Origin of the sequence: Myxococcus hansupus, assembly GCF_000280925.3 — a bacterium.
In the GTDB taxonomy this organism is placed as follows: domain Bacteria; phylum Myxococcota; class Myxococcia; order Myxococcales; family Myxococcaceae; genus Myxococcus; species Myxococcus hansupus.
This window is the reverse complement of the sequence record NZ_CP012109.1, coordinates 3,007,166-3,019,722: the sequence shown is the minus strand read 5'-3', so window position 1 is coordinate 3,019,722 and position 12,557 is coordinate 3,007,166. Positions and strand designations below refer to the sequence as shown.

The window sequence follows — 12,557 nt, the reverse complement described above, 5'->3', positions numbered from 1 at the left end:
GCTCAGACGGAGATGCCGGGCTGGTGGCGGAAGTAGCTCCGGATGGCGTCGATGGCGTGGCGCACCTTCGCGGGCTGCCCCGAGCGTCTGGGCGTGACGACCCAGAGCTGCAACGGGCGCAGCCGCCACTCCGGCAGGAGCACTTCGAGCCGGCCCTGCCGGACATCGTCATCCACGTCGACCAGGATGCAGCGCGAGAGGCCCAGCCCCGCCGCGCACATCTGGTGGAGGGTGACTTGATTGTTGGACGAGTTTCTCGGCACCACCTGGACGGACCGGCTCTCCCCCGAGGGCCCCTGCAGGTCGACCGTGAAGGTCCGGCCATCCGACACGGCCGCGAGCCAATCGTATCCGGGCAGTTCGCTGGGTGTGCGGGGACGCCCGGCGCGCTTGAGATAGTCAGGCGAGGCGCACAGGGCGAGATGCACGAAGCAGAGCGGCTGGGCCACCCAGGAAGAGTCCGCCAGCTTCCCCGCGCGCAAGGCCAGGTCGATGCGCTCGTCGATGAGGTCGACCATTCCGTCATCCGCTTCGAGGCGCAGCTTCAGGTTCGGGTGCTTCGCGAGCAGCGGCGTCAACGCGGGCGCGACATACCTCGCGAGCCCCAGCGGCAGGGCGATGCGCAGCTCACCCGCGGGGGTGTCACGCGCGAGCGAGATTTGTTCGCGTGCCCGCTCGGCCACCTCCACCATTTCCCGGCAGTGTGAGGCGAAGCGCGCGCCTGCATCCGTGAGGGTGAGCTTCCGGTTCGACCGCCGCACGAGGATGACGCCGAAGTCTTCCTCCAGGATGCGGAGCTGCTGACTGACAGCGGAGGTGCTGATGCGCAAATGCCGGGCCGCGGCGCTGAGGGAGCCGGCGCGCGCGATTTCAGCGAAGAGCGCCATGCGCTTGAGGTCGTCCATGTTGAAGCGCAGCTTAAAGTTGATTCGCGAAGGCGGCGACTGCCGTGAAAGGCGTCATCTCCGTACTTTGACGGGCATGACAACTCAACGCATCGCAGTGTTCGGAGCGACTGGCACCGTGGGTTCGCTCCTGGTCCCCCTCCTGGTGAAGCAGGGCCATCAGGTCAGGGCCCTCTCTCGCAAGGCCACCGCCCTCCCAGGCGCGGAAGCCGTCCGCTTCGACTTCACGCAGCCCGAGCAACTCCCCGCCGTGCTGGACGGAATCGATGCCGCCTACCTCATCATGCCCGCGGACAGCGTCGAGGTCCTCGCCTACCTAGGCCCCGTCATCCGCGCGGCCGCCGAGCGTGGTGTGAAGATGGTCCTCCAGTCGGCCATGGGCACGGAGGCGGAGGAGGCCACCCCGTACAGACAGGTGGAGTTGCAGGTGGAGCGCTCGGGCGTCCCCTTCGTCATCCTCCGGCCCAACTGGTTCTCGGACAACTTCCACCTCATGTGGAGCCAGGACGTCCACGCCGGGAAGCTCCCGCTGCCTGCGGGCACGGGGAAGACGAGCTTCATCGACGCACGGGATATCGCGGATGCCGCAGCGGTGGCGCTCACCACGAGCCGCTTCGACGGACAGGGCCTCACGCTCACGGGCCCGAAGGCGCTGGGGTTCGACGAAGCCGCGGCCATCGCCTCGCGCGCCCTGGGCAAGCCCTTGGAGTACGTCGCGCTCACCGAGGAAGCGTTCATTCAGCGCATGCGTGGCTTCGGGTTCGACGCGCCCTACGCCGGGATGCTCGCCGCGCTCTTCGCCGCCGTGCGTGAACAGTGGTCCGCCCCTGTCACCGACACAGTCCCGGCAATGACTGGCCACCCGGCACGCCCCTTTGAGCGCTATGCCGAAGACCGGCTGAAGTCATAAAGAATGAAGTGGGCCTGAAAAAGCCCGCTCCACGTGAAGATGAAGCCCCTGCCCGGCTCTCATTGCACAGGCAGGGATTCACCTTTCACACGTTCGGCGCCAATGAGATGTCATTCGTCTTGGGGGTAGGCTGGCTCCACCATGCGATACCTCATCGGAGAAGCGGACGCTGGGCGAGGAGCCTGTCAACTGAAGTCACTCATGGACTTCGAGCGAGACTTCGAACTCTTCGACGGGATTTCGCGCGCAAGCGACTCCTCAGCGGATGCCTATTTCGAGATGGACGAGGACTTCCCGGATGACATCCGCACGGAGGACTTCATCGTCGAACTCACCAGTCTTCTAGTGGTCTCAGAGCGGACACGCCAGACACTCGACGCCATCGGCATGAAGAACAACGAGTTCCTCCCGGTGACGATCCTCAATCACAAGGGCCGCAAGGAGAAGGGCCCCTTCCACATTCTCCATCAAGTGACGCTGCAGGACTGCATCGACTTCGAGAAGACCGTCTGTGAGCGCAATGCCTTCGACCCGGACCTCCTCAGCAGCATCAGCCAGTTCGTCTTGGACGAGCGCCGCATCGACCCGGAGGTCTCTCTTTTCCGGCCGAGATACTTCCCCTACGCGCCCATGTTCCGCGAAGACCTCGTCGAAAAGATCCGCTCTGCTGGACTGACGGGCATCAAGTTCACGGACCCATCCCTCTTCAAGTACTGACGACCCCTGCACATGTCCATCCAGGAATTGCCCGAGGAGATCGCCTCCTACACGCGAATGCTGGCGGAGACCGCCTCCGACAAGATCCCGAGCCAGCACCTGGGCGGCCTCTGCTTGAAGCTGTCGCACCAGTACCGCGCCTTGGGCATCAGCCTCCTGCTCAGGGAGGCGAACATCGACATGTTCTTCCATTGGCTCATCCAGTCCGCCCTGGCGCGCCAATACTTCCTGGAGCGCTGCCAGACAGAAGGGAACTTCGCGTCGCCCCACCGCGGCGCCAGCGCCGTGGGCCCCTTCTTCGACGCGGTCACCGCCGCCCAATGGAAGCTGGCCCGGAAGATCGCCACGCTTGCGTCGGACACCCACCTTCAGGGTGAGGAGTACGAAGACGACTTCGCCTATGCCCGCTTCCTGTACCTGTTCACGAACTTCGAGGCATTGGACACGACCGGGCTCAACGACGCGCTCAACCAGTTCGAGGAGGCGCTCGAAGGCGGCATGAGCGTCCGGCTGGACCTGTGCCGCGCACTCCTGAACAAGGACCAGAACGCGTTCGATGCATCCTTCGACGGCCTGCTCGTTGACCATGAGCTACAGATGAAGAAGCAGCAGAAGTCCATCCTGGCGCGTGACGCCACCTTCGAGCCCAACCGGCAAGTCATGGTCGAGGGTCTCGCCCTCCTCCAAATCGCCGGCCGGATCGGGCTTCAGACACAGCCGGAGTATCGGTTCTGCCCGGGCCTCGTACGACGCGTCGACCACGCGCCCTACAAGCCACTGGCCTTCCCGCTCATTCCGCTGGAGGAATAGCCTCCGCCGTGGGCGGTCTCCGCACGCAAGCACTTCAGCGAGGAGGCGATTGCCATTGCCTTCGCTCTGGCGCCGTAGGCCTTGTGCGGCCCCATCCCTGTTCTGCCTAGAAGCTCGTGAAATCAAGCTGCAGGACGGGCGTGTCCGCTTCGATGTCGCGCCGGAACCGCCCCCACCGGTCGAGCGTGCTCTCGTCGAGCACGGCCGGGTCACGATACTGGTGGAACAGCGCGTAGTTCATCGAACGCTGGAGCGCGAGCAGGTCCGGCACGGCCGCGAGCCACTCACGATCCATCCGTCGGAGTTCCCGATACCCTTCGAGGAACGGCCCCAGGAACGCAGCAACCGCTGCGTCGCGCGCCTCTCTCTCCTCGCCTCGCGCGATGTAGAAGAGGAGCACCGCGATGTCCTTGACGAACCACGCGTACTCGCAGTTGTCGAAGTCGAACGCGGTGACCTTCCCTTCGGCGAAGCAGAAGTTGTGCATGTGGAGATCGGCGTGGATCAGCCCGTAGCTCTCCGGTGTTCGCGGTAGCTGGTTCAATCGCGCGATGATCGCCGCGGTGCGCTCACGAACGAGCGTCTCCTCGGGAGGCGCGAACCGATTGATGTCGACCACGTCGTACTCATGCCATTCCTGTCGCTTGAGCTTGGGGCTCGAAGGCGCGTAGCTCTGCGCGCGGTTGTGGAGCCGCGCGAACAGCCGGCCCAGGTCGCGGAACAGGGGCGGCTTCCAGTAGCGCTCCTTGAGCGGAGGCGCGTCGTCGAAGACGATGCCCGGCGCGCGCTCGAACGCGGTGGCGACGAAGTAGCCGCCGGGCTCGCGGTCTTCAATCCGCTCCACGAACTGCCCCGAATCGGAGAGGACCGGCGAGGCGATGGGAATGCGCGCGGCCGCCAGATAGCGAACGAACTCGACCTCCCCCAGCGTGTAGTCGATCGTTCGCCGCGTACTGTGCGAGATGCGCAAGATGAGGCCCTCGCCGTCGTCGTTCTCCGCCTCGTAGACGAAGTTCTCGAAGGCCGTGAGCTCGGTGAGCTGCTCGGGCGACAGGCCATACCGGCGCGCGGCCTCATCGCGAATCGGTTCGTGGAAGCGGCGGACGAGCTCTGGGTGCATTGAATCCTCTAGTCCTTCAACGTGAGGCTGCTCTCACCGTAGCCCAGCACGGTCGAGGCAGAGTCGCTGGTGACCGAGACGCCCAGACCGCGCGCGAGCGTCTCCGCCAACGGGGGGCCATTGCGCGGCCGCGTGAACACTGCCAGGTCCATGCCGGTCAGTGGGTGATCCGGGCGCTGGAGCCGCTGGTTCAGCATCGCTTGCTCGCGCTCGACGACGCGCAGGCACCGGCGCTCGAGGGAAAACGCGCTGGCGGCGACGGCAGCGAGCTCACCGCAGAGGGGCTCCGCCACGACCTTGTCTCCCGGCAGCCCATGCGAAAAGAGTTCGGCCAGTCGCCGCTGGCTCGTGGCCTGCTCGGCGGGATCCAGCTTCGCCAGTTCGTCCAGCGAGGTACCCTGCGGCGTGCCGGGGAACGCCTCGCCGATGCGCGCGAACAACCAGCGGCTGAGGTTGATCTCGCGCTGGTAGGTCTCGGTGAGTGGGAAATCGTCCCGGAGCAGCGGGTAACGCGCGACATCGATGGGCGCCTCCACGAACTCTTGCAGCGCGGTGCGCGGGAGGTGTCCGGCGAACGCCGCCCGGAGCCGTTCGTGGAGCAGCCCCTGGGTCGCGCCGAAGAAGCGGACCACCGATTCGACGCGCTGCCCGAGCAGGCCGTAATCGAGCGCGGCGTCGAGATCACCCAGGCGCGCTGCGATGTCGGGCTGGGCCTCGATGGGTGCCGGGGCCGCGCCGGTCAACACCTGCATGTATTCGTTGATGAGCGCCGGCGGCCCGGCGCACACGCCGTGCGGACCATGGAAGACCGCGTGACGCTCGGCATAGTCCACGATCGTTTGCGCGGTGACGGGCTGCTCGGGAGCGTCGCGCACCAGGTCGTTGGTGACCAGGCGAACTCCGTCGATCAGCCGGAACATGGCCGAGAGTCCGTTGTCGAGCTCCCCGTTCAGCACGGGATTGGTGCCCCGCACCATCACGTACCCGACCGACGCGAGCGTGCAGACGACCATCATGTGGAGCTCGCCCGCGGTGAGCACGCCGGGGGTCCGTGGCGGCATGCGCGCGAAGAAGGCCTTGCGGAACTGCTCGGTCAGCGAGAGCAGGTCCGGCCACTGCCGCGCCATGGCCTTCATCGCGGTCACGTTCATCGGCAGTTCGCTCTGGTACCGGCTCCCCGCGTAGTGGCACTGCTTGCGCACCGTGGGGAGGTCGAGGAACAAGGTGCGCGGTGCGACGTTGTTCTCGCCCACTTGTCGGCCGTCACCGTCGAGCGCCGGATGCGCCACGCGGTAGACCGGCACGACCACCTCGAGGTTCGAGATCTCGAACGCCCGTCCAAACGCCTGTTCGGTCAGCATGGGGCAACGATTGTCGCGGGCGCTGAACGTGAGCGGCTCACGCCCGGCAGGCACCTCACCCAACCGCTCAGGGTAGGACACCGTGGTGCGGCCCGTGGGCGCATCCGAGACCCGCCTCAACACCCGCTGTTCGATCAACATCTCGAGCAGGTCCCGGGTCTTGTCCCAGGAATGGGGCGCGCCATCCGACCACGCCATGGCGTCGGCGGCTTGAAATTGCTCGACCTGGAGCAGCTTCTCGCCCAAGGGCGCGATGTCCGGCTCGTCGAAGATGAGCTCCACCTCGCCATAGAAGAGGTGCAGGACCTGCTGGCCATTCCCTGCGTCGAGCCGGTCGTGCGTGAGCCGCTTTCGATTGGGAATGTAGAGCATCTCATCCGCTTGCAGTTGTGCCATGGCCTCTCACTCCCGCTTCAGTGTGACATCGCGCGACCAGGTGCCGCCGAGCGAGCGATAGACCTCGACGCGATGGTTGAGCAGCAGCCGTTGCGCCTGAAGACTCGCGCGCTCGAGCCCGACCAGATTCGTCAGGGCGGAGAGCACCGTCAGATAGTCTGATTGCCCCTGCTCGAAGATTCGCCTCGCCTCGTCCAGGAGCTGCCGCCCGAGCTGGACCTGCGCACGCAGGCTGCGCAGGCTCGTCGCCTCGTTCTCCTCCTGGACCACGGCATCCTGCACCCGTCCAATCGCGGTGTTCAGCGCGAGCTGGTGTTGGATATGGCGACGATGGAGCTGGATCGGCAGTCGCATGTATTCGGTGACGCGCCTTCCATCGAACATGGCCCAGGTCAGGTTCACCCCGACGACGGACTCGCGCAGGGCCGGCTCCGAGAGGCCGACCTTCAAAGCGCCCACGGTGCCCACCAGTTGAATCGTCGGAAGCCAGCTCGCCAGGTTCGCGTTGATGCGGTGATCGATCTCGGCGACGCGCAGCTCCGCGAGCCGCACCTCGGGCGTGTTCACGTTGAGGTCGCCCGGCGTTCCGAGTTTCGGTGGGGGCGGGAGATCGGGAAGCTGTCGATCGAGTGGAACGATGTCGTCGGCGGGGGTGGGTACCCTGCCCAGCAGCGCCTTCAGCTCCGAATTCAAGAGCGCGTTCCGGGTGGCGATCAGCGGCACCTGCGATTCGAGGTTCACCAGCAACTGCTCCTGCTGCAGCACCACGAGCCGGGGCGTGAGGTGCTGCTCGAACCGTGCTCGAACCAGCCGGAGCAGTTCCTTGTTGTAGTCGATCTGCCGCAGCGTGAGGTCCCGGAGCGCGCGGGCCTCGAGGATGTCGAACCAGACCTGGGTGATCCGCACCGCGAGGTCCTGGATGCGGCCCTCGGTGAGCTGCCGCTGCTGCTCGGCGAAGTTCATTCCCGCGCGCCGCTGCGCACCGAGGGATCCAAACAGGTCGACCTGGTACGTCACACCGAAACCGACGGTGGCGAGGTTGTACTCGGCCCGGGTTGGCGGCGCGGGCGGAAGGTTGGCGTTGGCAACGACACGACTCAGCCCCGCCGGGTTCAGGATGCCGACCTGGAGCGGGTACCACCAACCTTGCGGCACGTTGGGGTCGAGCTGGTTCTCGTAGATCAGCTCCCGCACTTCGCGCAGGACCAGGTTGTCGCCGAAGCACTCCTGGATGGCCGCATCGAGCGCTGGATCGGCGAACGCCGACCACCAGACCGTGTCCTGGGTGACACGCTCGGCGGGCTGCGCGGGCACGTCCTCCTTCGGCGGCGGGCTTGGAACCCCGCCCTCGGGTGCGCTGGACAGTGGGGTCGGCTCGATGCGCAGATCGACAGCGGTCGAGTAGCTGCCCGGCGTCGGAGGCGGTTTGACGACGACGGGACGGATCAGCTCGCAACCGGAGCAGGTCATCACGAGGAGGGCGAGCGTAAGTCGAAGTCTCATGGGTGGCTGACGACCACGAGGGCTTTCGCGTGGTTGAGGACGCAGCGCTGCGCGACCCGCATGGTCTCGGGATCGAGGGAGGCGAAGCTCTCGTCGAGGATGACCAGCTCGACCCCCTGCAGCAGCGTGCGCGCGATGTAGAGCCGGCTCTTCTCACCGTGGGAGAGTTGCCAGCCGGTCTCGCCGATCATCTCCTCGAGGCCGGCGGGCATCTTGGCGACCAGCTCGTCCAGCCCGAGCTCCTTGCACAGCGCGGCGGCCTTGGTCCGCAGCTCGGGCGAGGTCGGCCACTCGCGTCCGAGCAGGAGATTGTACGCGAAGCTGCCGGACAGGACGTGGTTCTCGTGGAACTGCGGCGCGGCGGTGATGCGCTTGCGCCAGCCCGAGGAGCCGAACGTCGCGCGGTCCAACGCATGCAGCAGCATCACACCGCCCTGCGGCGTCCTCAGGCCCGTCAACAGCGACACCAGCGTCGACTTGCCACCGCCCGATGGGCCCTCCAGCAGGATGCGGTCGCCCTGCGCGATCTGGAACGAGCAGTTCTCGAGCACCGGCCGGGTGCGCGCGTCGTGCCGGAAAGTCACACCCCGCGCCTCGATGAGGGTTTCGTCGGCGGCGTCGGTGGACTTGCCTCCCTCCATTTCGAGAGGGACTTTCGATTCGAGCTCGGGGCGGCCCACCGCGAGCAACAAGTCGCGGATCTGCTCGAACGACACCGCCGCCTGGGAGACCTGCTGGAAGTAGACGGCGACCTCGTCGAAGGCTCGCAGCGCGAGCAAGATGCCGCCCACGGACACTGCCAGCAGGCTGGGATTGGCCGTACCGCTGCTGAACGCCGGCAGCAAGGTCAACAGGGCCAGCACCAACCAGCCGTCGCGCAGGAGCGCGGTCAGTTGCATGGTCCGGCGATCCATGACCTTCGAGATCTCGGAGTAGGAGCTCAAGCGGACATCTTCGCCATCATGCCAGCGCTCGAGGGGAAGCTGTGCCAGCCGCGTTCGATGGCCGAGCATGCGCTCGAGCAGGTCGTGGGTGATCTCGACGCGCGAGCTCGACCACTCCCGCTGGACGCCGTAGTGGCGGCGCGCCAGGACGAACGCGACCGCGACCCACAGGACGAGCACCACCGCCTGGAGCCACCCTCCCGCCCCGAGCACGAGGATGACGCCCGCCAGGACCAGGTCGACGAGCGACAACACCGCGAGCAGGGCGCCACCGACCGCAAGCTGCTCGACGACCTCGGCCTCGGCGACGCGGCCGAAATGGCGGCCGATGCCGTCGAGCCGCACCTCGTCGGGGGTCAGCTTGAGGGTTCCCGTCAGGAGCTGCTGCTTCAGCAGCGTTCCGAGCCGGATCGAGAACACGCCCTGCCACCACACCTCGAGCATGCGGAGCGGAATCGCGCACGCGATCACGGCGATCCACCCCAGGAACCAGCCGGTCTCGAGGTGGGCCTGGAGCGCGGCGCGACCGAGCAACCAGAACGAGCCAGCCAGCACCAGCGAGAGGAGCGTGTGGCTCACGAGGATGCCGGTGACGAGCGACGGGATGTCGCCGAGCAGCGTCCGACGGCTCGCCGTGCGCCTGGGGCGCATGATCCAGCCGGTGCGTAGCTGCGCCTGGCCGAGCCGCTGCAGCAGCATCTTGGAGCGGGCGTGCTCGCGCGCACGGGGCGACATCTCCACGCCGCCGAGAAGCTGGTCCACCTCGGCGACGGTGGCTTCCTGCTCTTCGCGCAGGAGCGCGAGCGCGAGCTTCGTCGGGACCGAAACCACCATGGCGTCGCGCGCGAGCAGGCGCAGCTTCCCGCGCCGCGTCCCCAGCAGCACCAGATAGGACGGGACGCCGTCTCGCCGGACCTGGAGGATGCAGGGCGCGGCGCGCTCGAGGACGTCGGGCAGCTCGTGGTAGAGCGGCGTGATCGGCTCGAGCTCCACGCCGAGTCGATCTCCGAGCGCGAACATCCAGACCCGGCTTGGCTCGACGGCCGCCGCGGGCGGAGCGATCTCGCCCGCGGTCCTGCCATAGCCTTGCCGCTGCGCCAGTTGCTCCAGCGCGTCGGGCAGTCGCTCGACCGGCCACAACAGGTCGGAGTCCGAGCGCGTCATCCCACCAGCTCCAGCTTGTCCGCGACGGGCTCCGTGACCGGCGCCGCCACCGGCTTTGGCGCCGGCCTCTCCACCAGTTGGCCGCCCGAAAGCCACCAATGGCGCCAGCGCCCACCGCCCCAGAGCAGCGTGCGATTCTCCTGGTCGGCGCGAAGGAGCACGGAGTACCGCGACTCCTTGTTCGCGAGCAGCTCCTTCGGCGGCCCGTTCTCGAGGATCCGACCGTTCTCGATCACGAGCACGCGATCGAACTCCTGGGTGTGCTCGACGTCGTGGGTGACACAGAGGAGCGTGATGTCCGCCCAGAGCCGCCGGGACTCGGCGAGGAGCCGCGCGCGCCGGTCGCGATCGAGACCGCGAAACGGCTCGTCGAGGATGGCCAGGCGCACGCCGGAGCGAAGCATCGCGCGAGCCAGGCGCACGCGCTGACCCTGGCCGCCCGAAACCAGCCCTCCGCCTTCGCCCAACGATGTCTGCAGGCCGTCTGGAAGCGCCTCGAGGATGTCGAGCATCTCGGCCCCCTTGAGCGCCCCCGACAGAGACCAGCCTTGCGCGCCGTCGTTGCCATACCGGAGGTTGTCGATGAGGCTCTGGTTCCAGAGACTGATCGAAGGATCCACCCAGGCCGTGGTGCGCCGCAGCCGCTCGACAGCGGCCTGATCGAGCACCTGCCCGTCGACCTTGATCTCGCCGCGCGCCGGCCGGAGCCAGCCGAGCAAAAGGCCGACCAGCGTCGACTTGCCTGCTCCGGAGACACCGACCACGGCCACGTGCTCGCCGGGGGCGATGTTCAAGGAAACCTTGTCGAGGATGGTGTGACCGCCGCCCTTCACGCGGACCTTCTCCATCACGATGGAAACGCCGCTCGCGGCGCCCGCGGGCGCGACAGGCGCCTGCACGGGCGCCTCGGACCGGGCCGACGGCTCCTTGATGTCACCGATGACGTCGAGGAGACGGCGAACCCGGTTCATCGCATTCGGGAACGCGCGGCTCAGCAGCATCAGCCGCTGGCCGAGGATGGGAAACCGCAGCGCCCAATAGACGACCAACAACACCAGCGAAGCCCGCTCGGTGCCCGAGAGGTACGAATAGACGAGCAGCATGACGAGGCCGTAGCTCCCCAGCATCAGCCCGCCTTCGAACCCCACCGACAGCGTCTGGAGCCAATAGCGCGCCTTGCTCCAGCTCACGAGCAAGGTCTCCTGCGCGCGGCGCAGCGACCGCTCGGCGCCGTGAATCCGGATCGGCGTGAGCCCGACGAGCGCGTTCAGGGTGAATCCGCTGAGCGCGCCTGCGTGCATCTGCACGCGCAGGTCGGGCTCGAACAGCAGCTTCTGCGCGACCAGGGGCACGAGCAGCGTGACCGCCGCGAGCGCGAGGACGATGCGCCATGCGTGCGGCGCGGCCCAGATGAGCGCGGCCGTGATGCTCACGACCTCGAGCGACAGGACCAGGGCCTGCGCGAGCAGGGGCGGCAACGACCGCATCGCCTGGATGTTGTGCGTGCGAGACGCCATGTCGGAGGCGAGCCGGCTCTGGAAATAGCGGTCCTCCATCTCGGGGAGCTTCTCGAAATACGCCTTCCGCAGCCGCACCTCGAGCCGGCGGCCGATGCCGAGCAATCCCAATGAAATGGGGATTTGGATGAGCATGAAGCAGAGCGCGACGCCCGCGAGAACGGCCATGCCCGTCGCACGCTGCGCGAACGTGCCGAGGTCGCGCCCCAGGTCGAGCACGCCACGGAGCATCAGCGCTTGCAGGATTCGCCCGAAGGTGGCGAACACAAGTCCCACCACAATCAGACCCGGAACGACCCACGAGTCCGCGCCTCGAAGGCGGAGCAGCGTTCGCGCCGGGCTCACCTGCTTGGCGACGAGCTCCGTCGCCAGGTCGCTCGCGAGCACGGCTCTCGGCGCGTCTTCGCCTTCACGCGGAGCCTCGCGCCAACCGCGAACCCGCATCAGCACCGCGCCGGACATCAACACCTCGCCCTCCACCTCGGGGTTGGGGCGAACGGACCAATAGGTGGCGGGAATGGGCACTTCGCCGGAAGCGTCCTTCGCCATCATGGATTGCAGCAGACCCGCCGCCGTCCGGCCTCTCCGGACGGCGCCCGCGCGGATCATCGCTTCGGACGCCCGGCACGCGGCGTCGAGCCTGGCGATCGACAAATACTCGGGGTCCTCGAGCGCGCGGGAAACCAGCTCCCGCGCCTGCGTCGCCCCCAGGTCCAGCAAGCGGCGCTCGAACGTCGCGACCGCCTCCTCGGACCCGGCCCATTCCCGCCAGCCCTCCGCCGGAACGGACGTGGTGTGCTGGTACAGGTGGCTCAGCAGCGTCGAAATCCGGGTCCAGTGACGGCCCGCCGCCGGGTCCATGACCTGGATGAACGGGCCAACGCGCTTCCACAGCACCACGAAGTGCGGCCGGCCTCCGGCGCTGAGCGTGACGATGATGGCGGGAAGCGCCTTGGCTTCGGGGACCACCACGTGATCGAGCGGAAGCATCACCTGCTCGGAGTCGAGCCCGAGCTGGTTCGCGACTTCATCCAGGGTGACGATCGAGGTGCCATCGACGTCCGTCTGACACACCTCGCGAAGGACGCGATAGTTGAGCTCGGCGCCCATCCCCGCGAACAGGCTCTTGAGTGAAGCGGGGCCGCAATCCGTCGCCGAGATTTGAATCACCTCGGGAATGATTGAGCGCCGACGCCCGGGAGAAGTCATG

At 67.2% G+C, this 12,557-nt stretch carries 9 protein-coding genes; 3 read left to right on the top strand and 6 right to left on the bottom strand.

Annotation, left to right across the window (positions count from 1 at the left end; genetic code table 11):
* Positions 1 to 2: 2 nt before the first annotated feature.
* Complete coding sequence (locus A176_RS12005; RefSeq protein ID WP_002638698.1) at positions 3 to 905, bottom strand: LysR family transcriptional regulator; 903 nt, start codon at positions 903 to 905, stop codon at positions 3 to 5.
* On the opposite strand from A176_RS12005, the gene A176_RS12000 reads away from it, so the two are divergent.
* From A176_RS12000 to A176_RS11990, 3 genes are all read left to right on the top strand, one after another.
* Positions 823 to 1,815 (top strand): NmrA family NAD(P)-binding protein, encoded by a 993-nt coding sequence (locus tag A176_RS12000; RefSeq protein WP_338042826.1) that lies wholly within the window; start codon positions 823 to 825, stop codon positions 1,813 to 1,815. The two genes, A176_RS12005 and A176_RS12000, sit on opposite strands and share 83 nt — an antisense overlap.
* Positions 1,816 to 2,016: 201 nt before the next feature.
* The gene (locus A176_RS11995; protein WP_002638700.1) at positions 2,017 to 2,532 is read left to right on the top strand and encodes an imm11 family protein; all 516 of its coding nucleotides are present in this window, start codon (positions 2,017 to 2,019) and stop codon (positions 2,530 to 2,532) included.
* Between the two features lie 12 nt (positions 2,533 to 2,544).
* Positions 2,545 to 3,342, top strand: a complete 798-nt coding sequence (locus A176_RS11990) for an immunity 49 family protein (protein ID WP_002638701.1) — start codon at positions 2,545 to 2,547, stop codon at positions 3,340 to 3,342.
* 106 nt (positions 3,343 to 3,448) lie between these two features.
* Here the strand turns inward: A176_RS11990 and A176_RS11985 are convergent, their stop codons facing one another.
* The 5 genes from A176_RS11985 to A176_RS11965 are packed head-to-tail and all read right to left on the bottom strand — an operon-like array spanning position 3,449 to position 12,556.
* A complete protein-coding gene (locus tag A176_RS11985; protein ID WP_002638702.1) occupies positions 3,449 to 4,462 on the bottom strand; it encodes a phosphotransferase enzyme family protein in 1,014 nt (337 codons plus the stop codon).
* Between the two features lie 8 nt (positions 4,463 to 4,470).
* Complete coding sequence (locus A176_RS11980) at positions 4,471 to 6,219, bottom strand: hypothetical protein (protein ID WP_002638703.1); 1,749 nt, start codon at positions 6,217 to 6,219, stop codon at positions 4,471 to 4,473.
* A gap of 6 nt (positions 6,220 to 6,225) precedes the next feature.
* Positions 6,226 to 7,722 (bottom strand): TolC family protein, encoded by a 1,497-nt coding sequence (locus A176_RS11975; RefSeq protein WP_044889072.1) that lies wholly within the window; start codon positions 7,720 to 7,722, stop codon positions 6,226 to 6,228.
* A complete protein-coding gene (locus tag A176_RS11970) occupies positions 7,719 to 9,830 on the bottom strand; it encodes an ATP-binding cassette domain-containing protein (RefSeq protein ID WP_002638705.1) in 2,112 nt (703 codons plus the stop codon). Before A176_RS11970 ends, A176_RS11975 begins: the two co-directional genes overlap by 4 nt.
* Entirely contained in the window at positions 9,827 to 12,556 is a 2,730-nt protein-coding gene (locus tag A176_RS11965) for an ATP-binding cassette domain-containing protein (RefSeq protein ID WP_002638706.1), read from the bottom strand. Before A176_RS11965 ends, A176_RS11970 begins: the two co-directional genes overlap by 4 nt.
* Between the last annotated feature and the right edge of the window lies 1 nt (position 12,557).

Bases quoted from the DNA above. Each gene is read 5' to 3' on its own strand.
- A176_RS11985 (WP_002638702.1), bottom strand. From the start codon at position 4,462: ATGCACCCAGAGCTCGTCCGCCGCTTCCACGAACCGATTCGCGATGAG.
- A176_RS11995 (WP_002638700.1), top strand. From the start codon at position 2,017: ATGGACTTCGAGCGAGACTTCGAACTCTTCGACGGGATTTCGCGCGCA.
- A176_RS11965 (WP_002638706.1), bottom strand. From the start codon at position 12,556: ATGACTTCTCCCGGGCGTCGGCGCTCAATCATTCCCGAGGTGATTCAA.
- A176_RS11990 (WP_002638701.1), top strand. From the start codon at position 2,545: ATGTCCATCCAGGAATTGCCCGAGGAGATCGCCTCCTACACGCGAATG.
- A176_RS11970 (WP_002638705.1), bottom strand. From the start codon at position 9,830: ATGACGCGCTCGGACTCCGACCTGTTGTGGCCGGTCGAGCGACTGCCC.
- A176_RS12000 (WP_338042826.1), top strand. From the start codon at position 823: ATGCGCAAATGCCGGGCCGCGGCGCTGAGGGAGCCGGCGCGCGCGATT.
- A176_RS11975 (WP_044889072.1), bottom strand. From the start codon at position 7,722: ATGAGACTTCGACTTACGCTCGCCCTCCTCGTGATGACCTGCTCCGGT.
- A176_RS12005 (WP_002638698.1), bottom strand. From the start codon at position 905: ATGGACGACCTCAAGCGCATGGCGCTCTTCGCTGAAATCGCGCGCGCC.
- A176_RS11980 (WP_002638703.1), bottom strand. From the start codon at position 6,219: ATGGCACAACTGCAAGCGGATGAGATGCTCTACATTCCCAATCGAAAG.